Here is a 22451-nt window from a genome sequence, read left to right as displayed (position 1 = left end):
TTTTTTGTTTTTGAAAATGAGAAGGAGAGGTACAAGAGGATGAAAAAGGACAATCAGACGTTAAAACGCACGATGACGTCCCGCCATATTATGATGATGGCGCTGGGCGGAGCAATCGGCGCAGGTTTATTTAAAGGGAGCAGCTCAGCGATCGATGTGGCAGGTCCATCTGTCATTATCGCATACCTGCTCGGCGGAATTATTTTGCTGTTTATTATGCAGGGGCTCGCGGAAATGGCTGTGCGCAACCGTAACGCCAGAACCTTCCGAGATCTTGTCCAGCAGGTATTAGGAAATTACGCTGCTTATTTCTTGGATTGGATATACTGGAAAATGTGGGTGCTTAACATTGCGGCTGAAGCTGTTGTCGCTGCGATCTTTATTCAATATTGGCTGCCGGGCTGCCCGATCTGGGTGCTGGCATTAGGGATTTCTCTTATCGTCACGATTGTGAACTTGCTTTCTGTTAAAATCTTTGCCGAAACTGAATATTGGCTGGCAATGATCAAGATTACCGTTATTATTGTCTTTATTATTTTAGGATTATTGCTCTTATTTGTATCATTCGGTGATCATACAGCTGCCGGGTTTTCAAACCTGACAGAGCACGGCGGATTTTTCCCGCATGGCGGCACAGGGCTGATTACGGCGATGCTTGTCGTGATCTACTCCTACGGCGGTACAGAAATTATCGGTGTGACGCTTGCTGAGACAAAGAATCCTGAAAAGGTTGTCCCGAAAGCAGTCCGCAGCACATTGACACGGATTGTCGCGTTCTACCTGCTGCCGTTTTTCATCATCGTCAGCCTGATTCCATGGAATCAAGTCAATTCCGTTCCAGAAAGTCCTTTCGTCATGGTCTTTAAAATGGTAGGCATTCCGGGCGCGGATCATATCATGAACGCAGTCATCCTGCTGGCGATCATTTCTTCAATGAATTCAGGTTTATACGGATCATCACGTATATTGTATACACAGGCAACTGACGGAAGGCTTCCGAAGATCTTTTCGAAGCTTTCATCGAAAAATGTACCGATGTTTGCGATTCTGATGTGCACTTCCTCTCTCTATATTGGCGTATTGATTTCTCTGTTCGCAGGAAGCCAAACGTTTAATTACTTAATGGGATCTTTGGGGTATACCGTTTTATTCATTTGGCTGATCATCGGATTTGCTCATTTGAAATCGAGAAAAGAGCAAACAGAAACACCGGCCTATTATGTAAAATGGTTCCCGTACACGACATGGTTTGCGGTTTTGGCGTTACTCGCCATTCTGATCGGGGTCATCATGACAACGTCAATTGTCATTACCCTCATCACTGCCGCGATTTATCTTTTGATTACAATTTTTTATTGGATCAATGGACGTAAACATCAGTAAATGAGAAACCTCTTGTCACAACGACAAGAGGTTTTTTTATTATTGTGCAGCCTTCTCATTTACACCAATCGCCGCCGCTTTCTGTGCTTTTGATTTTGAATTCACGAGGCAGATGCTCGTCACAATCAGCAGCAGACCCGCCAAGAGGCTTAAGGTAAGCGGTTCATGAAGGAAAATGGAGCTTGCCACGATCGAAATGAGCGGAATCAAAAAGGTGTAGGATGCGACCTTGCTTGCTTCTCCTGAACCGACAAGTGTAAAAAAGACAAGCCATCCAAGCGCGATAACGAAGACAGAGATGAACAACAGGCTCGTAATAAACGGAACTGTCCATTGGATCGCAGAAAAGCTTTCTGTCCAAAAGCCGGATATAAGCAGAAACACGCTTCCGATCGTCAGCTGCAAAGCGACCATCCAGATGGAATCGACGCGGCTGCCTGTTTTTTTCATATATATTGTCCCGAGCGCCCAGCTGAGTGCGGAGCCGAGAGCCAGCAGAACCCCAATGACAGAAATATGCCCTCCAAAGCCTGCGGCACTGATGACAGCTACTCCCGCAAAACCGAGGATAAGCCCGATCACTTTCAGCGCAAACATGGATTCGCCGAGCCAAAGCCAAGAAAACACGCCCATCAGCACCGGCTGAAAGAAGACGATCGCGGAAAACAGTCCCGCCGGGAGGTAATTCAGCCCGATCGTTTGCAGGCCGTAGAATAACGTAATATTTAAAAGTGCAGAAACAAGATAAATCGGCCACGTTTCTTTTAATCGCAATTTATGAATACGCGGCAGTGCGACGATGACTAATAAAAGCCCGCCGATCAGCGTCCGGATGCCCGCGAACAATAATGGCGGCGAATAGGCGAGCGCTGCTTTCGACAGCGGCCAATTGATGCCCCACGTGATGACGAGAAAGGCGAGAAGGATAGCTGTCTTCGTTTTTGAAAGCTGCTTCACTGTTCAATCACTCCTTGTAGAACTTTTCCATTATGATACTGTAGAATATAAGATAAATAAAATGAATCTTTTTTATAAGGAGCATAAGTAAATTGTTATGACCATTACACAATTAAGGGTTTTCGTAAAAATAGCTGAAACGGGGAGCTTTACAAAAGCGGGGCAGGCGCTGAACATGACACAGCCGGCTGTCAGCCATGCGATTTCTGCGATCGAGGCTGAGCTTGATGTGAAGCTGATCATTCGTGACCGCCGCAATGGCCTGATGCTGACCGATACGGGGAAAAAGATCTTAGTCCACATCAGGGAAGTCTTAAAAGGCATTGAAAAAGTTGAGCAAGTGGCAGCCGCGGAAAAAGGGCTTGAACTGGGAACGATCCATATCGGCACATTCTCAACTGCCTCGGCTTATTTTATGCCGAAGCTGATCAGTGAGTTTAAACAAAAATATCCGAAACTGGAGCTTGTGCTGCACGAAGGAACGGTAGATGAAGTCAAGGAGTGGCTTCACACGCGGATGATAGATGTCGGCATTCTTCTGTATCCGACGGAGGAAATCGAGTACATTCCGCTGAAAAAAGACAAAATGTCCGTCGTTCTCAGGGACGATCACCCGCTTTGCAGCCGTTCGGCCATTACGCTGAAAGATCTCGATCACGAACCGATGATCGTCTGTGACGGGGGCTATGAATCACCTTTTATCGATATGTTCAGGCAGGCGGGTGCTACGCTGAACGCCGCTTTCACAGTCTATAATATGAACACCTCGATCAGTATGATCAGAGAAGGACTGGGCCTGGCGATCTTATCAGAAATGTCTATGTCGGGCATGCCGCTGCCGGAGCATGTGGTGACGCGGGATCTGGACCCGCCGGTATACCGTGATGTGCAGCTTGCTGTTCCGTCGCTAAAGGAGGCTTCTCTGGCGGCTAAACTATTTATTGATATGGCGCAGGAGCTGTTTGGGGCAGAATAACGGTGCCAAACCGTTCGTTTTATATTGTTCGAATCTCATCGAATCAAATTCTTTTATTCCTGATTGCAGTTGTGTTATGGTGTGATAGAAGTCCTTTCGATCATGACTTGACAGCTTGAGGCTGTTTACTGATATCACAATTGCAAAGGAGAAAAACATGTCTACTCAACAACGCAAAGATACCTTGCTTTCTGTCTTGAATTTATCTCCGGTTGTTCAGGGAGGAACGGTTGCGGAATCATTCCGAAACAGCATGGACTTGGCGCGCCGTGCTGAGGAATGGGGCTATCATCGCTACTGGCTCGCTGAGCATCATAATATAGAAGGTGTCGCAAGCTCTGCCACCGCGGTTCTGATTGGCCATATTGCGGGCGGCACAAAGAAAATCCGCGTCGGTTCCGGCGGTATTATGCTTCCGAACCACTCATCACTAGTGATTGCCGAGCAATTCGGCACACTGGAAACGCTGTATCCCGGACGGATTGATCTGGGGCTCGGACGTGCTCCGGGAACGGACCAATTGACAGCAAGAGCGCTCCGCAGAAACATCAACAGCGGTGAAGATTTCCCAGAACAATTAGAGGAACTGCGCAATTACTTTAAACCGTCCGGAAATGTGCGCAATCAAGTCCGTGCCATTCCGGGAGAGGGCATAGATGTGCCGATTTGGCTGCTGGGCTCAAGCGGCTTCAGCGCCCGTCTGGCAGGCGAACTAGGTCTTCCGTTTGCATTCGCCGCTCATTTTTCACCGGCGAATACGGTTCCCGCTTTGGAGCTGTACCGCAATTCCTTTACGCCGTCAGACGTGCTCGATGAACCGTATGCGATGGTCGGCGTCACCATTATCGCGGCAGATACAAACGAGAAAGCGCAGCACCTTGCGACTTCGCATTATCAAAGATTTCTTGATCTTGTCCGCGGCACGCCGAATCAGCTTAAGCCGCCTGTTGAGGATATGGATCAAATCTGGAGTCCGTATGAAAAAGCGATGGTCAATGAGCAGCTGAGCTCGACGATTGTCGGCGGTGCGGAAGAAGTGAAGGCGAAGCTCGAAGACTTTGTCAAAACGACACAGGCTGATGAGATTATGGTCAACTCAGAAACCTTTGAACATACAGACAGAATGCGTTCATTTGAAATCATCGCAGACGTTTGGAAAAACAGATAACAATTATAAAAAAAGCAATGTAGCGGGGAGACCCATACATTGCTTTTTTATTCATTCAGTTTTCGTGCGGACTGGCGGATGATCAATTCAGGCTCAAAAATGACATCCTCCTGCTTCGGCTTTTTATGCTCTAAGCAGTCAATGACATATTTGGCAGCTGCTTTTCCAAGCACGGATTTCGGATGCTTCACAGAGGTTAATTTCACCTCGGAGATTTGGGCAAAATGCGAATCATCATACCCGACGATAGACATATCCTCCGGCACTTTGATATCCATCTCCCGCAGCATATCAATCACCTTCAGCGCAATTTCATCGTTATAACAAAGAATGGCTGTCGGCATATGCTTGCTGTTTTTCTCCAGTGTGGCCTTCACTTTCTCCAGCAGCTTTGATTCTTTTTCCTCCGTCGTAAATGTCACAATCATATCCGGAGAAGGGAATAGCTCACGATCCCGGTGCGCCTGAATAAACCCGTTCATCCGCTTCACACCTTGTGTATCATCAGCTTTAAAAATGCCCATCATGTGCGTGTGGCCGAGAGAAAGGAGATGCTCTGCCGCCATCATGCCGCCTTTCACATCATCCAAGGTAAAACTCGGTGCAGCAAGCTCAGCGTATGAAGCGTTAATCATCGCGAAAGGAATTCCGTTTTTCTCCAAATTTAAATAGTAGCCGATATTCGGCGTTTGCAGGGCGCTTTTTGTCGGCTCCACGATAAGTCCGTCGATATTCTGGGACAGCAGGTTCTCTAACCCTCTTCTTTCATTGTCCGGGTTGTTGTTTGTGCTGGTCAGCAGCATGGAGTATCCCTGCTCGCTTAAATAAGACTCGATTCCTCTGATGATGCTCGGGAAAATATAGTCTGATATGTAGGTTGTCAGAACACCAATCGTTTTATTGGAATGCAGCGCTGACTTAGCAGAGCGTGAAGCGACAAAGGTTCCCCCGCCTTGCACGCTGTACAGCAGACCTTGTGATACGAGGTCTCCGATCGCTTTGCGAATGGTATGCCGGCTGACGCCGAATTGCTGCATTAACTCGTTTTCGGTAGGGATCTTTTGATCAGGCAGTATTTTGCCTTGATTAATCCATGAACTGATTTCTTCTTTTACTTGAGCGTATTTTGGTAACATATCTATTCCTCCAAAATGTATACGGACAAATTTCAGTATATCACAGCGTTCTTTGTAAGAAAACATTGACAGAAAATGCAAACAAGATTATTCTATATTTGTACGTACTAATTAAATGAAATTTTCGTTAAATTTTAATATAAGTACGTACAATTATAGAAGTGAATGTAAACGCTTTACTCAACATTCGGGAGGGCAGGGAAATGAAGAATACTCCAACTCAATTAGAACCAAATGCTCCTGTAACAAGAAGCCATTCAATGGGATTTGTCATTTTGATCTCATGCGCGGCGGGACTTGGCGGCTTATTGTACGGCTATGACACGGCAGTGATTTCAGGCGCCATCGGTTTTCTGAAAGATTTATACAGCCTGAGTCCGTTTATGGAAGGTCTTGTGATTTCCAGCATTATGATTGGAGGAGTGGCGGGCGTCGGGATATCCGGATTTTTAAGCGACAGGTTCGGACGGAGAAAAATTTTAATGACAGCCGCTTTGTTATTTGCGATATCAGCAATTGTTTCGGCGCTTTCTCAAGATGTGTCTACCTTAATCATTGCAAGGATTATCGGGGGCCTTGGGATTGGGATGGGCTCATCACTCTCTGTTACGTATATTACGGAAGCGGCGCCGCCAGCCATCCGGGGAAGCCTTTCTTCCTTATATCAACTCTTTACGATATTGGGCATATCCGCAACGTACTTTATTAATCTCGCTGTGCAGCGGTCTGGAACATACGAATGGGGCGTTCACACCGGCTGGAGATGGATGCTTGCTTATGGAATGGTGCCGTCCGTGATCTTTTTCCTCGTATTGCTCGTCGTGCCGGAAAGTCCGAGATGGCTGGCGAAAGCGGGCAAAACAAATGAAGCTTTAAAGATACTGACACGTATTAATGGGGAAACTGTCGCAAAAGAAGAATTAAAGAACATAGAGAACTCTTTAAAAATAGAACAAATGGGGTCGCTCTCTCAGCTGTTCAAGCCGGGTCTCAGAAAGGCGCTTGTCATTGGAATCCTGCTGGCGCTCTTTAACCAAGTCATCGGCATGAATGCGATTACTTACTACGGGCCGGAAATTTTCAAAATGATGGGATTCGGTCAAAATGCCGGATTTGTGACAACCTGTATTGTCGGTGTTGTAGAAGTCATTTTTACAGTTATTGCGGTTTTGCTGATTGATAAAGTCGGACGAAAAAAATTGATGTCCATCGGTTCTGCTTTTATGGCTATTTTTATGATCTTAATCGGAACGTCGTTCTACTTTCAGTTAACAAGCGGATTTATGCTGATCTTCTTTATTTTAGGTTTTGTGGCGGCATTTTGTGTATCTGTAGGGCCGATCACATGGATTATGATTTCTGAAATCTTCCCGAATCATCTTCGGGCGAGAGCCGCAGGGATTGCGACCATCTTCTTATGGGGAGCAAACTGGGCGATCGGACAGTTTGTGCCAATGATGATCGACTCATTCGGGCTCGCCTATACATTCTGGATCTTTGCGGTGATTAATATCCTTTGCTTCCTGTTTGTCGTTACGATCTGCCCGGAAACAAAGAACAAATCGCTCGAAGAGATTGAAAAGCTCTGGATAAAATGAAAACGCTTTAAAAGAGCAGCCCTTTCTATTGGAAGGGCTGTTTATGTTGGGATGCACCTTTTGGCGTTTTCTGTATAAGATAAAGATATAAAGGAAAAAATATTGTTGGATAAAACCCCGCGGCATGAAAACTCTGCGAATATTGTCGATGAATTGGCTCTTAACAGTTGAATAAACAATTCCACCCTGTTAAAATAATTAAAGAAAGCAGAAATAATTTTTTTTGGCTATGATGGGACGTTTTTTGTCATAGCGGGACATATAATGTCCAGCAAAAAAAGGAAGGAACGTTTGAGTCATGAACCAGTTAATACAAGCTCAAAAAAAATTATTGCCTGATCTTCTGGTCGTTATGCAAAAGAGGTTTGAAATCTTGCAGTATATCAGGCTGACAGAACCCATCGGGCGAAGAAGCCTGTCTGCCAGTCTCGGAATCAGCGAGCGTGTGCTGAGGGGCGAGGTTCAGTTTTTAAAGGAACAGAACCTGGTTGATATTAAAACAAACGGCATGACATTGACAGAAGAGGGCTACGAACTGCTTTCCGTTCTGGAAGATACGATGAAAGATGTTTTAGGTTTGACGCTTTTGGAAAAGACATTAAAGGAACGTTTAAATCTAAAGGATGCCATTATCGTATCCGGAGACAGCGACCAATCCCCATGGGTCAAAAAAGAAATGGGAAGAGCAGCTGTCGCATGTATGAAAAAAAGATTTTCAGGCAAAAATATCGTCGCTGTAACTGGCGGTACGACAATTGAAGCTGTCGCCGAAATGATGACGCCGGATTCTAAAAACCGCGAGCTTTTGTTTGTGCCCGCAAGAGGCGGTTTAGGCGAAGACGTGAAAAACCAGGCGAACACCATATGCGCGCATATGGCGGAGAAGGCTTCAGGCACTTACCGGCTTTTGTTTGTTCCGGGACAGCTGTCACAAGGCGCCTATTCATCTATTATTGAAGAGCCTTCAGTCAAAGAGGTGCTGAACACCATTAAATCAGCGAGTATGCTGGTTCACGGAATCGGCGAAGCTAAAACTATGGCTGAGCGGAGAAATACGCCTTTAGAAGACTTAAAGAAAATAGATGACAACGACGCGGTGACAGAAGCGTTCGGCTACTATTTTAACGCGGACGGCGAAGTGGTCCACAAAGTGCATTCTGTCGGAATGCAGCTGGATGACATAGACGCCATCCCCGCTATTATTGCGGTAGCGGGCGGATCATCAAAAGCCGAGGCGATCGAGGCTTACTTTAAAAAGCCCCGCAACACGGTTCTCGTCACAGACGAAGGAGCCGCAAAGAAGTTATTAAGGGATGAATAATCCCTCAATATAAATATCTCTCACTTATTTAAAGGAGGAAACAATCATGGCAGTAAAAGTCGGTATTAACGGTTTTGGTCGTATTGGACGTAACGTATTCCGCGCAGCATTAAACAATCCTGAAGTTGAGGTAGTAGCGGTTAACGATTTAACAGATGCTAACATGCTGGCTCACCTTTTACAATATGATTCTGTACACGGAAAATTAGACGCTGAAGTTTCAGTTGACGGTAACAACCTTGTTGTTAACGGCAAAACAATTGAAGTTTCTGCAGAACGCGATCCTGCTAAACTTAGCTGGGGCAAACAAGGCGTTGAAATCGTGGTTGAATCTACTGGTTTCTTCACAAAACGCGCAGACGCTGCGAAACACTTAGAAGCTGGCGCGAAAAAAGTAATCATCTCTGCTCCTGCTAACGAAGAAGATATCACAATCGTTATGGGTGTTAACGAAGATAAATACGATGCGGCTAACCACGATGTTATCTCTAACGCATCTTGCACAACAAACTGCCTTGCGCCGTTTGCAAAAGTACTTAACGATAAATTCGGCATCAAACGCGGTATGATGACAACTGTTCACTCTTACACGAACGATCAGCAAATCCTTGATCTTCCGCACAAAGACTACCGTCGTGCGCGTGCAGCAGCTGAAAACATCATCCCAACATCAACTGGTGCTGCTAAAGCAGTTTCTCTAGTTCTTCCTGAACTAAAAGGCAAACTGAACGGTGGAGCAATGCGTGTTCCAACTCCAAACGTTTCTCTAGTTGACTTGGTTGCTGAACTGAACCAAGAAGTAACAGCTGAAGAAGTAAACGCAGCTCTTAAAGAAGCGGCTGAAGGCGATCTTAAAGGAATCCTTGGCTACAGCGAAGAGCCATTAGTTTCTGGCGACTACAACGGAAACAAAAACTCTTCTACAATCGATGCTCTTTCTACAATGGTTATGGAAGGCAGCATGGTAAAAGTAATTTCTTGGTACGATAACGAAAGCGGCTACTCTAACCGCGTTGTTGACCTTGCAGCTTACATCGCAAAAAAAGGTCTTTAATTTATAGCTGAAAAAAGGACCTGACTTGGTTCTTTTGAATAGAAGCGCTATAATGAAAGCGGACAAGGGAAGGGGACGGACTCCCTTTCCCTTTTTCCATGAAGACCGGCTTTCAGAAAACGTTCTGTGAAAGAGAAACGACCGTGTTTCAGCAGTTTTGCCGGCGCTTTCGCCTAAGGCCGCTGCCCTGGCTTCAGACGAACTGCCCTGTGCCGAAAAAGACTGCGATCTGCCCTGGCGGAGTTATCGCTTGACCAGACGGTTTCACGTTTTTCGTGCTGTATGCAAACCATTTTGAAGGAGGATCTCCTAGGCATGAATAAGAAAACTCTCAAAGACATCGACGTAAAAGGCAAAGTTGTATTCTGCCGCGTTGACTTTAACGTTCCAATGAAAGACGGGGAAGTAACAGACGATACACGTATCCGTGCTGCGCTTCCAACAATCAAACACCTTGCAGAACAAGGCGCGAAAGTCCTTCTTGCGAGCCACTTAGGCCGCCCGAAAGGCGAAGTGGTTGAGGAGCTTCGTTTAACTCCTGTCGCTGCACGTCTCGGCGAACTGCTTGGCAAACAAGTGAAAAAAGCAGATGAAGCTTACGGCGATGCTGTAAAAGCACAAATTTCTGACATGAAGGACGGAGACGTTCTTGTATTGGAAAACGTACGTTTCTACCCTGGTGAAGAGAAAAATGATCCTGAGCTTGCAAAAGCATTTGCTGAGCTTGCAGATGTATATGTAAATGACGCATTCGGTGCTGCCCACCGTGCTCACGCATCTACAGCTGGAATTGCCGAGCATCTGCCAGCAGTTGCAGGTTTCTTAATGGAAAAAGAGCTTGACGTACTCGGAAAAGCGGTTTCTAACCCTGACCGCCCTTTCACAGCAATCATCGGCGGAGCGAAAGTAAAAGACAAAATCGGTGTGATCGAAAGTCTTCTTGATAAAGTAGACAACCTGATCATCGGCGGAGGTCTCGCTTATACATTCGTTAAAGCGCTTGGCCATGAAGTCGGTAAATCTCTTCTTGAAGAGGATAAAATCGAGCTTGCGAAATCATTTATGGACCGCGCGAAAGAAAAAGGCGTTAACTTCTACATGCCTGAAGATGTACTCGTTGCAGATGATTTCTCTAACGATGCAAACGTGAAAATTGTGCCGATCTCTGAAATCCCTAGTGATTTAGAAGCAATCGACATTGGTACGAAAACACGCGAAACGTATGCTGATGTAATCAAAAACAGCAAACTTGTCGTGTGGAACGGACCGATGGGCGTATTCGAAATCGACTTGTTCGCTCAAGGAACAAAAGCGGTTGCGGAAGCATTGGCAGAGGCGAAAGATACATACTCTGTCATCGGCGGAGGAGACTCTGCGGCAGCGGTTGAAAAATTCGGCCTTGCTGACAAAATGAGCCACATCTCAACAGGCGGCGGCGCATCCCTTGAGTTTATGGAAGGCAAAGAGCTTCCAGGGGTAGCTGCACTTAACGATAAATAATCTCAAAACTGCTATAAGGAAGTGGAACAGATGAGAAAACCAATTATCGCCGGTAACTGGAAAATGAACAAAACACTCGGCGAAGCTGTCAGCTTCGTTGAAGAAGTGAAATCTTCCATTCCAGCAGCAGACAAAGCGGAAGCTGTTGTTTGCGCGCCAGCACTTTTCTTAGAAAAGCTTACTTCTGCTGTTAAAGGCACTGACCTAAAAGTCGGCGCTCAAAACATGCACTTCGAAGAAAGCGGCGCGTTCACAGGCGAAATCAGCCCGGTTGCACTGAAAGACCTTGGCGTTGACTACTGCGTCATCGGCCACTCTGAGCGCCGTGAAATGTTCGCTGAAACTGATGAAACAGTTAACAAAAAAGCACATGCTGCTTTCAAACACGGCATTGTGCCGATCATCTGTGTGGGTGAAACGCTTGAAGAGCGCGAAGCCGGCAAAACAAATGATCTTGTTGCTGACCAAGTGAAAAAAGGCCTTGCTGGTCTTTCTGAAGAACAAGTTGCTGCTTCTGTTATTGCGTATGAGCCAATCTGGGCAATCGGAACAGGCAAATCTTCTACAGCGAAAGATGCGAACGACGTGTGTGCGCATATCCGTAAAACCGTCGCTGAAAGCTTCAGCCAAGAAACTGCAGACAAGCTTCGCATCCAATATGGCGGAAGCGTAAAGCCTGCAAACATTAAAGAATATATGGCAGAGTCCGATATTGACGGTGCTTTGGTCGGCGGCGCGAGCCTTGAGCCACAGTCATTCGTTCAATTATTGGAGGAAGGTCAATATGAGTAAAAAACCAGCTGCACTCATCATTCTTGATGGGTTCGGATTACGAAACGAAACAGTAGGAAACGCAGTCGCTTTAGCGAAAAAACCGAATTTTGACCGCTATTGGAACCAGTATCCACATCAAACATTGACTGCTTCAGGCGAGGCTGTAGGTCTTCCTGACGGACAGATGGGGAACTCCGAAGTAGGTCACTTAAATATCGGTGCGGGACGTATTGTGTACCAAAGCTTAACACGCGTAAATGTTGCCATTCGTGAAGGGGAGTTCGAACGCAATCAAACATTCCTTGACGCGATTAGCAACGCGAAAGAAAACAACAAAGCCCTGCACCTGTTCGGTCTTTTATCAGACGGCGGCGTGCACAGCCATATCAACCATTTATTCGCGCTGTTAAAGCTTGCGAAAAATGAAGGGCTGACAAAGGTTTACATTCATGGTTTCCTTGACGGCCGTGATGTAGGTCCGCAAACAGCGAAAACATACATCAAGCAGCTGAACGAACAAATTGAGGAAATCGGTGTTGGAGAAATCGCCAGCGTTTCCGGACGCTACTACTCAATGGACCGCGACAAACGCTGGGACCGTGTAGAAAAAGCGTACCGCGCAATGGCGTACGGCGAAGGCCCGACATACCGCAGCGCAATGGATGTTGTGGATGATTCATATGCGAATGGTATCTACGATGAATTCGTGATTCCATCCGTCATCACAAAAGAAAACGGTGAGCCTGTTGCGAAAATCCAAGATGGCGATTCTGTGATTTTCTATAATTTCAGACCGGACCGCGCCATCCAGATTTCTAACACGTTCACAAACAAAGACTTCCGCGATTTCGACCGCGGCGAGAATTATCCGAAGAACCTGCATTTCGTCTGCCTGACTCACTTCAGTGAATCAGTTGACGGCTATGTGGCGTTTAAACCGATAAATCTTGATAACACAGTCGGAGAAGTATTATCTCAGCACGGATTAAAACAGCTTCGAATTGCAGAAACTGAAAAGTATCCGCACGTCACGTTCTTTATGAGCGGCGGCCGTGAAGCTGAATTCCCGGGTGAAGAGCGTATTCTCATCAACTCGCCGAAAGTTGCAACATATGACTTGAAGCCTGAAATGAGTGCGTATGAAGTGAAGGACGCGTTGGTCAAAGAAATTGAAGCTGACAAGCATGACGCGATCATTCTTAACTTCGCAAACCCTGATATGGTCGGCCACTCCGGAATGGTTGAACCAACAATTAAAGCAATTGAAGCAGTGGACGAATGCTTAGGCGAAGTCGTTGACGCGATTCTCGCTAAAGGCGGACATGCTATCATTACCGCTGATCACGGTAATGCTGACATTCTGATTACAGAATCAGGCGAACCGCACACTGCGCATACGACAAACCCAGTCCCTGTGATTGTTACGAAAGAAGGCATTACGCTGCGTGAAGGCGGAATCCTAGGCGACCTTGCACCAACGTTATTAGACCTTCTCGGTGTTGAAAAACCGAAAGAAATGACAGGAACATCTTTAATTCAAAAATAAGTTGAAATCAAAAGGAGAGACAAAACTCATGCCATACATTGTTGATGTTTATGCACGCGAAGTATTAGACTCCCGCGGCAACCCAACAGTTGAAGTTGAAGTATATACAGAATCAGGAGCTTTCGGCCGCGCATTAGTGCCAAGCGGAGCTTCTACAGGTGAATACGAAGCAGTTGAGCTTCGTGACGGCGATAAAGACCGTTACCTTGGAAAAGGCGTGTTAACAGCTGTTAACAACGTAAACGAAATCATTGCTCCAGAGCTTCTTGGCTTTGATGTAACTGAACAAAACGCAATCGATCAGCTTTTAATCGAGCTTGACGGTACTGAAAACAAAGGCAAACTCGGTGCGAACGCAATCCTTGGCGTATCTATGGCTTGTGCGCGTGCTGCTGCTGATTTCTTACAGATTCCTCTTTACCAATACCTTGGAGGATTCAACTCAAAAACTCTTCCTGTACCGATGATGAACATCGTAAACGGCGGAGAGCATGCTGATAACAACGTGGATATTCAAGAATTCATGATCATGCCTGTAGGTGCTCCTAACTTCCGTGAAGCACTTCGCATGGGCGCTCAAATCTTCCACAGCCTGAAATCAGTTCTTTCTGCTAAAGGAATGAACACAGCTGTAGGTGATGAAGGCGGATTCGCTCCAAACCTTGGTTCTAACGAAGAAGCGCTTCAAACAATCGTTGAAGCAATCGAAAAAGCCGGCTTCAAACCTGGCGAAGAAGTGAAGCTTGCAATGGATGCTGCATCTTCTGAGTTCTACAACAAAGAAGACGGCAAATACCATCTGTCTGGCGAAGGCGTTGTGAAAACATCTGCTGAAATGGTTGACTGGTACGAAGAAATGGTTTCTAAATACCCAATCATCTCTATCGAAGACGGACTTGACGAAAACGACTGGGAAGGCCACAAGCTTCTTACTGAGCGTCTTGGCAAAAAAGTTCAGCTTGTTGGTGATGACCTCTTCGTTACAAACACGAAAAAACTTGCTGAAGGTATCAAAAACGGCGTAGGCAACTCTATCCTGATCAAAGTAAACCAAATCGGTACATTGACTGAAACATTCGATGCGATCGAAATGGCGAAACGCGCAGGCTACACTGCTGTTATCTCTCACCGTTCTGGTGAAACAGAAGACAGCACAATCGCTGACATCGCTGTGGCAACAAACGCAGGACAAATCAAAACAGGTGCTCCGTCTCGTACGGACCGTGTTGCGAAATACAACCAGCTTCTTCGCATCGAAGATCAGTTGGCTGAAACTGCTCAATACCACGGTATTAACTCTTTCTACAACTTAAACAAGTAATAAAATGACCGCCGAGATATGTCTCGGCGGCTTTTTTGTGCTTTTAAAGATCCAAATAAAGCCTCACCATATCACGGCATTGAATGCCGTTTTCAAAGATCTCCTCATCGTAGTGTCTGATAAAAAAATCATGGTCAATTGCTTGAAGGCGAAACCCGCATTTTTGATAAAGCGACAGTTGATGGATGCTGGAATTTCCAGTGCCAATCTCAATCACCTTTGCTCCCATGTGTTTCGCTTTTTCAATGGCGTCGCGGATAAGAAGCTTGCCAATGCCCTGTTTTTGCATTGTTTGTTTTACTGCGATGTTAACGATTTCTGCGGTTTGCGGTCTAGTTGTGATGATCACGTATACACCAGCTAATTCGCCCGATATATAAGCTGTGTAGCATTCTCCTCTGGCAATGTATTCATCAACAATCTCTTTTGAAGGATCGGCAAGCAGCAGAAGCTCATACAGCGCTTGATCATGGTTTATTGCTTTTTGAATGGTGAGATGTTGCATCGTCATTCCACCTTTTCATATGTTTATAGAGATATTTTCGTGATTTCCTCCAATTTCATACCATTCTATTATAAAATATGTAACATAGGAAATATGTACAAAATAGTGGATAACAAATAGGAGGAAAGTCACATGTTTTGTAAGGAATGCGGTCAAAAAAATAATGAAGGGGCCAAGTTTTGTAAAGAATGCGGCACCCCGATTGGAGGGAGCAGCAGACAGGTACAAAAAGAAACAGCAAGCACTGCTGAAACGAGAATGGCTCCGCGAAAACCAATCCCTAAGAAAACCATCATTTTATGGAGCAGCATTGCCGCAGCGTGCGTCATATTATTTGCCGCATATAAAACCGGAGCGTACTTTACTTCAAAGGATAGGTTAGTCGACAAGTTTGAACAGGCTGTAAATGATGAGGATAAAGACCAAATCGCGTCTCTCCTTACGCCGGTAAATGACAAGCTTAAGCTTACTAAAAATAATGTAAAACCGTTTCTTACATATTTAAAGGATCATCCTGACAAAAAAGATGAGCTTTTTGCATCACTGCGTGCTGAAACACCTCAAAAGGATATCGTATACGCAGAGAAAGACGGAAAAAGCCTGCTGATATTTGACCATTATGACTTAAAGATAGCACCTGTTTATTTTGAAGTGACCAGCAATTATAAAAATACCGATCTATATGTCAATAAAGAGGATGCCGGATCTGTAAAGAAAGCGGATCAAGCACAAACCCTCGGACCGTACATTCCCGGAGAATATACAGTCTCAGCCAAACTGAAAAACGATGTAGTCGATCTTGTGAAAAAGGAAGACATTCAGGCGGTTGGCGATAACAGCTTTCGTGTGGATCTCTCATTGGAAGCAGACGATGTGACATTCAGCTTAGCAGATGACATCAAGAGCGGGAAGGGAGATTTGCTGATTAACGGCAAATCGATTCATAAAGACCCGTTCAAATCCGTAACTTACGGTCCGCTTCTGACAGACGGATCAATGACGGCTGCGGTCGAAGCGGAATTTCCGTGGGGAAAAACAAAAACAGCGGGCGTTCCGATCGATCATAAAGATATGGAGTTACCATTAATTCCTGATCAAGCTACACAGGAAACGATTATGAACACGATTGTCAAAGCCACAAAACAGTACTCCAAAGCGCTATCAGACGGGAATACAGCCCAGATGACAGAGGCGAGTGCCAAATGGAAGGCAGAGACGAAGGATACCGTCGATTCTATGAAAAACACGGATTCATATTTAAAAGACAAGTACTTAGAAACTGATTTTGACCTGGATACATTCGCACTCTCTCAGGAAAATGACGGGACGTGGCAGGTATCGGTAACAGGGAAAGAACTTCACCAGTCTTCTTCGTATAACGACTATTCAAAACCCGAAATGACTGATAACAGTCCGAGTTATGAATATCTCCTTTCATATGATAAAAAACAGAAAAAGTGGATTTTCGAAGATACAGAATCAACATTCGAATCTGCCGGTTCAAATGTAAAGAAAATCAAAAATGATAAACCGGAGACATACACATCCGCCTGGGCAGGCTCGAAAAACAAAAACAGTGAAAGCTCTGCAAGCGGTGATGTTACAGATGAACAAGTAACATTATTTATGGGCAGTTATCTGCAAAGTCAGGCAGATGCCGTCAATCAAAGTAATTTCTCACTGATGGCAGACAGCCTTGAAAAAGGCAGTTCCCTTTATTCCGACCAGCAGCATCTCGTAACGAAATTAAATAAAGAGGGGACAACAGAAGACTTTAATAACTATAAAGTGAAAAGCTGGAGTCAAAATGGATCAGCGATTACGATTAAGACGTATGAAGAATTCTATATCACAAAATCAGGCGGCAGTCCAAAGCTTAGAACATATAACTGGACCTATACCGGTACAGTGAAGGACGGAAGAATTTATTTAACATCGATTCAATAAAAAACACCCCTATCACCAGCAGGTGATGGGGGTTGTTTTTTAAAAGAACATATAACGGAAAATCTCTTTAATATAGTGTTCGATAATAAGCTGAAATGTAACGCAGGTGATCAGATAAATCACAATCGTTGAGTAAATCATATCAACCTTTCCTTTATATGAATGCTGGTAACTGCTCAGCATTGCAGGAGGAATGGCAAAGAATGCACCGATTAAACCAACGGCTAACACGGTGAAGCAAATGTCTGTTTGTAATAAAAACAATAAAAGGGCAAGAATCAAAATAGCTGTAAACGGAATGAGAAACGCACCAAATCTGGAAAATGAATCTTTAAAAGATACTTGGTTTCCCGCGAGTTTCAAGGCGAAAAAGAGCAGTGCATGCAAACCGAAAATAAACAGGGCAAAGTAAATGGTTGGCTCTAAAAAGACTGCTGTAAAGCTTACGCTTCCGGGACCGTCTGAAAAAAGAGTATAAAACATCAAAGGGGTCAGCAAACTGAATAGAACCATCGTAATAACCGCGCTGATCAGCTGTTCTCCGCCTGTTGTTTTACATTCCTGATAAGGGCGTTTCAGGACGGCCAGGACAAAAGAACCGAACTGCTTTGCCGCTTGTTTTGCAGCGGCTCCAGTTTGAACTGCCTGCTGCTGGCCTGATTGACCAGGGAGCGGCGATCCGCATTTCTCACAAAACTTTCCGCCATCTGTTTGATGGCCGCATTGAGGACAATACATAAAATAACTCCTTTATCTGTAATATAGGGAAAATAGACTAATAGTTTTATTATAAAAGAAAAAAGTTGTAAAGTAACCAATATTCATACAAAAATACCACACAAAAAAAGACACGAGCCTAATACCAGCTGTGTCTTTTTTTATGTTAGTTATTCATATATTTCTCAAATACATCTCCAAAATCCTTAATATGATACTGCGAGCGAACGGATGTCAGCCATCTGAATCCGAATTCAGTCAGCTCTTTATATTGTGTTTCAATATTGACGTGTTCGGGGCGGGTATGGTGAAGAATCGTCACGGCTTTATCCAAGCTTTGTTCCGCTTGATTGATTAAAATATCATTTTCATAGGTTGTTTCAGCGATGCGAAGCAGTGCTTTATAAAGGTCTTTTAACTTTTCAATTTGGTCTTTGTGCACATCGATGTCGAATTGTTCACCGCCCAGCTTGAACTTAATCTCAACATCCAAATCGACTTTTCCGGCAGTTTCCAGAAAAACATCAGAGATTTTATATTGCGAATAAGGATAGCGTTTCAACGTTCGTTTTGAGGAAGTGGCGCGTGCGCCGTCTACATGGATCAGAGCCAGATTCGTAAAGCAGTATTCGTCTGCTTTCGTTTTAATCAAGAAATAAATTTTTTCATTGTCTTCATGCATGACATAGTCATCAGAATCTGTTTTGTCATAATCCTGAGGTTCGATAATTTTTCCGATATCAGATAAGCCCAGTGCATCTGCTGCAATTTTTTTGAACATCTGTATACGTCCTTCCTATTCCATTTGTCACTTCATTGTAGCATGGAGCGTTTCTGACAGGCTATAAACGTTTATCAAGAAATCGCCTTCTGCTACAAGGGTGGAGAATATTTCTTTTTTCCTATGCAGACACTGATAAAATCCTAAAACCGAATTTTAAAATTTTATTAACAAAAGAAAGCAGTTCCCCTACTTCAGGGAACTGCTTTCTTTCGTTCTAGGCACGTATTGAAAGACTTCCTCACTCTCAAAGAATTCAATCAATCTGTTCAGCCAGTCATAGTAATGGAGCCATTCTCTTAATTCATTCAGCAACTGATTGACTTTCTCTTCCGCTTCCGGGGTTAGCCCGTCCCTTTGTAAAAGATCAGTCAGCTCCCGGTTTAATTTTTTATACAGCACTTTGTTTTTGCTTACGACCTTTGTCCAGTTCGCCGCAAATAAAGAAATGAAGGTTTGATAATAATCCTGCTCGACGTCATATAGGTCTTTTCGTACGCCTTTTTCAAACACCTTTTCGGCAATATTGGCATCGATCATTTCGCGGACAACTTGGCTCATCCGTGTTTTGCTCATGCCTGTTGCCTCCGAGAGCTCGCTTAAGGTCATCGGTTTTCGATTCATATAGATAATTCCAAGCACACGCCCGACAGTTGAAGGCATTCCAAACGTATGCATATTTTCGGCAATCTTCTCAATGAGATGCTCTTCAGCATGTTCAATGATGTCGAGAACAGTTTTTTCCACAGCTGATCATCCCTTCAAATGGCAATTGATGGTGTCAATATAACATATTTCTGCCAGCTGTTGAAAATAGCTGAATACAGAGGAAGAGGGAGGGATCCGGCGTAATTGTAAGAACACCCTCTCCGTCTTGGTCATAACAATAAATAATCTGTAAATAACATATAATTTCAACACATTGTAAACTTTTTATTTTACAAAGTTCAAACTATAATAAATAAAGATTATACTTTTCAGAAAATTTAAAGGAAACCTGCGGAGGTGCACGGATTGCTGAAATTGGAACAAGTATCAAAAGTATATAAAGGCGGCAAAAAAGCTGTGAGCAGCATTGATTTAGATATTGCCAAGGGCGAATTTATCTGTTTTATCGGCCCGAGCGGCTGCGGAAAAACGACGACGATGAAAATGATTAATAGATTGATTGAACCATCGTCAGGAAAGATCTTTATTGACGGAGAAAATATTATGGAACAGGATCCGGTTGAGCTGAGGAGAAAAATCGGTTATGTGATTCAGCAGATTGGTTTGTTCCCCCATATGACCATCCAGCAGAACATCTCACTCGTACCGAAACTGCTGAAATGGCCTGAGGAAAAACGGAAAGAACGGGCGAGAGAGCTGTTAAAGCTAGTCGATATGGGCCCGGAATATTTAGACCGTTATCCCCATGAGCTCAGCGGCGGTCAGCAGCAAAGAATCGGTGTGCTGCGCGCACTGGCTGCGGAACCCCCACTCATTTTGATGGATGAACCGTTCGGAGCGCTTGATCCGATTACGCGTGATTCCCTTCAGGAAGAATTCAAAAAACTGCAGAGAACCTTAAACAAAACGATTGTGTTTGTAACCCACGATATGGATGAAGCGATTAAGCTTGCTGACCGGATCGTGATTTTAAAAGCGGGAGAAATCGTTCAAGTCGGCACACCTGATGAGATTCTCCGGAACCCGGCAAATGAATTTGTTGAAGAATTTATCGGGAAAGAACGCCTGATCCAGTCAAGGCCGGATATCGAGCGGGTTGAGCAAATGATGAACAGAACGCCAGTGACGGTGTCAGCGGACAAAACGCTTTCCCAGGCGATCCAGCTAATGAGAGAAAAACGTGTCGATTCACTGCTCGTTGTAGACCGGCAAAATGTGCTGAAGGGCTATGTTGATGTGGAAATGATCGATCAAAACCGCAAAAAAGCGAGCGTCGTTGGCGATGTATACCGCTCCGATATATATACCGTGCAAAAAGGGGCGCTTCTTCGCGATACGGTCCGAAAAATCTTGAAGCAGGGCATCAAGTATGTTCCTGTGGTGGATGAGGAGAACCATTTAGCAGGAATTGTGACGAGAGCAAGCCTTGTTGATATCGTATACGATTCCATATGGGGCGAGGAAGACCAGCTCATGACGATCTGACCAGGGGAGGAGCTCTATTAGGATGAATCAAATGATGACTTTTTTGCAAACGAACGGCGGAGAGCTGTTGTATAAAACAGGAGAACATTTATATATTTCACTCATTGCCGTTGTATTGGGCATTATCGTTGCAGTGCCGCTCGGTGTTGCTCTCACTAGAATGAAAAAAGGTGCAGGCACGGTTATAGGCGTGGTCAACATTGTGCAAACCCTGCCGAGTCTGGCGATTTTAGCCTTTTTTATTCCGCTTCTCGGCGTAGGAAAAGTGCCTGCGATTGTCGCTTTATTTTTCTATTCGGTGCTGCCGATCCTGCGCAATACGTATACCGGTATCAAAGGTGTCAACAAAAATCTGCTGGAATCGGGAAAAGGGATCGGTATGACCGGATGGGAGCAGATTCGGCTCGTCGAAATCCCGCTGGCGATTCCGATCATTATGGCGGGAATCCGCACGTCAACGATCTATTTAATCGGCTGGGCGACACTTGCCTCTTTTATCGGGGGCGGCGGTCTCGGTGATTACATTTTTATCGGCTTGAACCTGTATCAGCCTGAATATATTATTGGCGGCGCCGTGCCGGTCACGATCCTGGCGATTATTATTGATTATGTGCTGGCCGTGACAGAACGAAAGGTGACGCCGAAAGGATTGCAAGGGATGAAGGAAGTTTCGTAAGGAGTTGGCTCTGTTGAAAACAAAAAAAATCAAATGGCTCGGCGCTCTCGCCTTTGTCCTGCTGCTGAGCGGCTGTTCTCTGCCGGGACTTGGCGGCGCTTCAGACGATACGATCAAAATCGGGGCGCAAAGCATGACAGAATCAGAAATTTTAGCGAATATGATGGCGCAGCTTATTGAACATGATACAGATTTGAATACCGCTTTAGTCAAAAACCTCGGGTCAAACTATGTTCAGCACCAAGCGATGCTCGGCGGTGACATTGATATTTCTGCCACGCGCTATTCCGGGACGGATTTAACAAGCACCCTCGGCAAGGAAGCGGAGAAAGATCCGAAAAAAGCGCTGAAGATTGTGCAGAATGAATTTGAAAAGCGCTTTGCTTATAAATGGTTTGATTCCTACGGATTTGATAACACATATGCCTTTACCGTGACAAAAAAGTTTGCGGAAAAGGAGCATATCAGCAGCGTGTCTGACCTGAAGAAAAACGCTTCCCAATATAAACTGGGCGTCGACAATGCCTGGCTGAAACGGAAAGGCGACGGGTATAAAGGCTTTGTCAGCACGTACGGATTTGAGTTCGGCACAACCTATCCGATGCAGATCGGGCTTGTCTATGACGCAGTCAAAAACGGGAAAATGGACGCTGTTCTGGCTTATTCAACAGACGGACGGATTAAAGCCTATGATCTGAAAATCTTAAAAGACGATAAACGTTTTTTCCCGCCGTATGACTGTTCACCGGTGATTCCGGAAAAGGTGCTTAAGGAGCATCCGGAGCTTGAAGGCGTTATCAATAAGCTGATTGGGCAAATCGATACGGAAACGATGCAGGAGCTTAACTATGAGGTGGATGGCAAGCTGAAGGAGCCGTCTGTCGTAGCAAAGGAATTTTTAGAGAAACATCATTATTTTGATTAAGAAAAGAGGCAG

General features: G+C 44.8%; 20 protein-coding genes. 14 read left to right on the top strand and 6 right to left on the bottom strand.

Annotated elements, in window-relative coordinates; translation table 11 throughout:
• The first annotated feature begins 39 nt into the window (after nucleotides 1-39).
• Nucleotides 40-1383, top strand: a complete 1344-nt coding sequence (locus M1M80_RS17695) for an amino acid permease (RefSeq protein ID WP_003235229.1) — start codon at nucleotides 40-42, stop codon at nucleotides 1381-1383.
• Between the two features lie 39 nt (nucleotides 1384-1422).
• On the opposite strand, the gene M1M80_RS17690 is transcribed toward M1M80_RS17695, so the two are convergent.
• Complete coding sequence (locus M1M80_RS17690) at nucleotides 1423-2340, bottom strand: DMT family transporter (protein ID WP_060399512.1); 918 nt, start codon at nucleotides 2338-2340, stop codon at nucleotides 1423-1425.
• 97 nt (nucleotides 2341-2437) lie between these two features.
• Here M1M80_RS17690 and M1M80_RS17685 point away from each other — a divergent pair, with 97 nt between their 5' ends.
• A complete protein-coding gene (locus tag M1M80_RS17685) occupies nucleotides 2438-3316 on the top strand; it encodes a LysR family transcriptional regulator (RefSeq protein WP_060399511.1) in 879 nt (292 codons plus the stop codon).
• Nucleotides 3317-3473: 157 nt separating this feature from the next.
• Nucleotides 3474-4484, top strand: a complete 1011-nt coding sequence (locus M1M80_RS17680) for an LLM class flavin-dependent oxidoreductase (RefSeq protein ID WP_060399510.1) — start codon at nucleotides 3474-3476, stop codon at nucleotides 4482-4484.
• 47 nt (nucleotides 4485-4531) lie between these two features.
• On the opposite strand, the gene araR is transcribed toward M1M80_RS17680, so the two are convergent.
• On the bottom strand, nucleotides 4532-5620 hold the full coding sequence (gene araR, locus M1M80_RS17675; RefSeq protein ID WP_003235221.1) for an arabinose utilization transcriptional regulator AraR: 1089 nt from the start codon (nucleotides 5618-5620) through the stop codon (nucleotides 4532-4534).
• A gap of 203 nt (nucleotides 5621-5823) precedes the next feature.
• Between araR and araE the strand changes: the two genes are divergently transcribed.
• The 7 genes from araE (at nucleotide 5824) to eno (ending at nucleotide 14734) form a co-directional block, all read left to right on the top strand.
• Nucleotides 5824-7218 carry an arabinose-proton symporter AraE gene (gene araE / locus M1M80_RS17670; RefSeq protein ID WP_003235220.1) on the top strand — a complete coding sequence of 465 codons (1395 nt, stop codon included), beginning with the start codon at nucleotides 5824-5826 and terminating at the stop codon, nucleotides 7216-7218.
• 298 nt (nucleotides 7219-7516) lie between these two features.
• Nucleotides 7517-8539, top strand: a complete 1023-nt coding sequence (gene cggR, locus M1M80_RS17665; RefSeq protein ID WP_060399509.1) for a gapA transcriptional regulator CggR — start codon at nucleotides 7517-7519, stop codon at nucleotides 8537-8539.
• A 46-nt stretch (nucleotides 8540-8585) separates the two neighbouring features.
• The gene (gap, locus tag M1M80_RS17660; protein WP_003219957.1) at nucleotides 8586-9593 is read left to right on the top strand and encodes a type I glyceraldehyde-3-phosphate dehydrogenase; all 1008 of its coding nucleotides are present in this window, start codon (nucleotides 8586-8588) and stop codon (nucleotides 9591-9593) included.
• A 315-nt stretch (nucleotides 9594-9908) separates the two neighbouring features.
• Nucleotides 9909-11093, top strand: coding sequence for a phosphoglycerate kinase (locus tag M1M80_RS17655; RefSeq protein ID WP_003235216.1), 1185 nt, complete (start codon nucleotides 9909-9911; stop codon nucleotides 11091-11093).
• 30 nt (nucleotides 11094-11123) lie between these two features.
• Nucleotides 11124-11885 carry a triose-phosphate isomerase gene (tpiA, locus tag M1M80_RS17650; protein WP_003235214.1) on the top strand — a complete coding sequence of 254 codons (762 nt, stop codon included), beginning with the start codon at nucleotides 11124-11126 and terminating at the stop codon, nucleotides 11883-11885.
• Entirely contained in the window at nucleotides 11878-13413 is a 1536-nt protein-coding gene (gene gpmI / locus M1M80_RS17645; RefSeq protein ID WP_003235212.1) for a 2,3-bisphosphoglycerate-independent phosphoglycerate mutase, read from the top strand. The genes tpiA and gpmI overlap by 8 nt, the downstream gene beginning before the upstream one ends.
• 28 nt (nucleotides 13414-13441) lie before the next feature.
• The gene (eno, locus tag M1M80_RS17640; protein ID WP_003235209.1) at nucleotides 13442-14734 is read left to right on the top strand and encodes a phosphopyruvate hydratase; all 1293 of its coding nucleotides are present in this window, start codon (nucleotides 13442-13444) and stop codon (nucleotides 14732-14734) included.
• A gap of 43 nt (nucleotides 14735-14777) precedes the next feature.
• On the opposite strand, the gene M1M80_RS17635 is transcribed toward eno, so the two are convergent.
• Nucleotides 14778-15239, bottom strand: a complete 462-nt coding sequence (locus tag M1M80_RS17635) for a GNAT family N-acetyltransferase (protein ID WP_003235206.1) — start codon at nucleotides 15237-15239, stop codon at nucleotides 14778-14780.
• Nucleotides 15240-15371: 132 nt separating this feature from the next.
• Between M1M80_RS17635 and M1M80_RS17630 the strand changes: the two genes are divergently transcribed.
• Entirely contained in the window at nucleotides 15372-17186 is a 1815-nt protein-coding gene (locus M1M80_RS17630) for a zinc ribbon domain-containing protein (protein WP_060399508.1), read from the top strand.
• A 39-nt stretch (nucleotides 17187-17225) separates the two neighbouring features.
• Here the strand turns inward: M1M80_RS17630 and M1M80_RS17625 are convergent, their stop codons facing one another.
• From M1M80_RS17625 to opcR, 3 genes are all read right to left on the bottom strand, one after another.
• On the bottom strand, nucleotides 17226-17924 hold the full coding sequence (locus M1M80_RS17625) for a zinc ribbon domain-containing protein (RefSeq protein ID WP_060399507.1): 699 nt from the start codon (nucleotides 17922-17924) through the stop codon (nucleotides 17226-17228).
• A gap of 145 nt (nucleotides 17925-18069) precedes the next feature.
• On the bottom strand, nucleotides 18070-18684 hold the full coding sequence (locus tag M1M80_RS17620; RefSeq protein ID WP_060399506.1) for a PH domain-containing protein: 615 nt from the start codon (nucleotides 18682-18684) through the stop codon (nucleotides 18070-18072).
• Nucleotides 18685-18873: 189 nt separating this feature from the next.
• Complete coding sequence (opcR, locus tag M1M80_RS17615; protein WP_060399505.1) at nucleotides 18874-19431, bottom strand: opuC operon transcriptional regulator OpcR; 558 nt, start codon at nucleotides 19429-19431, stop codon at nucleotides 18874-18876.
• Between the two features lie 267 nt (nucleotides 19432-19698).
• On the opposite strand from opcR, the gene opuCA reads away from it, so the two are divergent.
• From opuCA to opuCC, 3 genes are read left to right on the top strand one after another with little or no spacing between them, the layout of a single operon-like run.
• Nucleotides 19699-20838 (top strand): osmoprotectant ABC transporter ATP-binding protein OpuCA, encoded by a 1140-nt coding sequence (opuCA, locus tag M1M80_RS17610; RefSeq protein WP_060399504.1) that lies wholly within the window; start codon nucleotides 19699-19701, stop codon nucleotides 20836-20838.
• A gap of 22 nt (nucleotides 20839-20860) precedes the next feature.
• Nucleotides 20861-21514, top strand: a complete 654-nt coding sequence (gene opuCB / locus M1M80_RS17605; protein WP_003235195.1) for a glycine betaine/carnitine/choline/choline sulfate ABC transporter permease OpuCB — start codon at nucleotides 20861-20863, stop codon at nucleotides 21512-21514.
• Nucleotides 21515-21527: 13 nt separating this feature from the next.
• Nucleotides 21528-22439, top strand: a complete 912-nt coding sequence (opuCC, locus tag M1M80_RS17600; protein ID WP_060399503.1) for an osmoprotectant ABC transporter substrate-binding lipoprotein OpuCC — start codon at nucleotides 21528-21530, stop codon at nucleotides 22437-22439.
• The last annotated feature ends 12 nt before the right edge of the window (nucleotides 22440-22451 follow it).

Source organism: Bacillus inaquosorum (genome assembly GCF_023238325.1).
GTDB lineage: Bacteria > Bacillota > Bacilli > Bacillales > Bacillaceae > Bacillus > Bacillus inaquosorum.
This window is presented reverse-complemented; position numbering and strand designations above follow the sequence as displayed.

What these genes read in the sequence shown, in the direction of transcription:
- M1M80_RS17695 (WP_003235229.1), top strand. Translation starts at nt 40, where the DNA reads ATGAAAAAGGACAATCAGACGTTAAAACGCACGATGACGTCCCGCCAT.
- M1M80_RS17685 (WP_060399511.1), top strand. Translation starts at nt 2,438, where the DNA reads ATGACCATTACACAATTAAGGGTTTTCGTAAAAATAGCTGAAACGGGG.
- M1M80_RS17680 (WP_060399510.1), top strand. Translation starts at nt 3,474, where the DNA reads ATGTCTACTCAACAACGCAAAGATACCTTGCTTTCTGTCTTGAATTTA.
- araR (WP_003235221.1), bottom strand. Translation starts at nt 5,620, where the DNA reads ATGTTACCAAAATACGCTCAAGTAAAAGAAGAAATCAGTTCATGGATT.
- araE (WP_003235220.1), top strand. Translation starts at nt 5,824, where the DNA reads ATGAAGAATACTCCAACTCAATTAGAACCAAATGCTCCTGTAACAAGA.
- cggR (WP_060399509.1), top strand. Translation starts at nt 7,517, where the DNA reads ATGAACCAGTTAATACAAGCTCAAAAAAAATTATTGCCTGATCTTCTG.
- gap (WP_003219957.1), top strand. Translation starts at nt 8,586, where the DNA reads ATGGCAGTAAAAGTCGGTATTAACGGTTTTGGTCGTATTGGACGTAAC.
- M1M80_RS17655 (WP_003235216.1), top strand. Translation starts at nt 9,909, where the DNA reads ATGAATAAGAAAACTCTCAAAGACATCGACGTAAAAGGCAAAGTTGTA.
- tpiA (WP_003235214.1), top strand. Translation starts at nt 11,124, where the DNA reads ATGAGAAAACCAATTATCGCCGGTAACTGGAAAATGAACAAAACACTC.
- gpmI (WP_003235212.1), top strand. Translation starts at nt 11,878, where the DNA reads ATGAGTAAAAAACCAGCTGCACTCATCATTCTTGATGGGTTCGGATTA.
- eno (WP_003235209.1), top strand. Translation starts at nt 13,442, where the DNA reads ATGCCATACATTGTTGATGTTTATGCACGCGAAGTATTAGACTCCCGC.
- M1M80_RS17635 (WP_003235206.1), bottom strand. Translation starts at nt 15,239, where the DNA reads ATGCAACATCTCACCATTCAAAAAGCAATAAACCATGATCAAGCGCTG.
- M1M80_RS17630 (WP_060399508.1), top strand. Translation starts at nt 15,372, where the DNA reads ATGTTTTGTAAGGAATGCGGTCAAAAAAATAATGAAGGGGCCAAGTTT.
- M1M80_RS17625 (WP_060399507.1), bottom strand. Translation starts at nt 17,924, where the DNA reads ATGTATTGTCCTCAATGCGGCCATCAAACAGATGGCGGAAAGTTTTGT.
- M1M80_RS17620 (WP_060399506.1), bottom strand. Translation starts at nt 18,684, where the DNA reads ATGTTCAAAAAAATTGCAGCAGATGCACTGGGCTTATCTGATATCGGA.
- opuCB (WP_003235195.1), top strand. Translation starts at nt 20,861, where the DNA reads ATGAATCAAATGATGACTTTTTTGCAAACGAACGGCGGAGAGCTGTTG.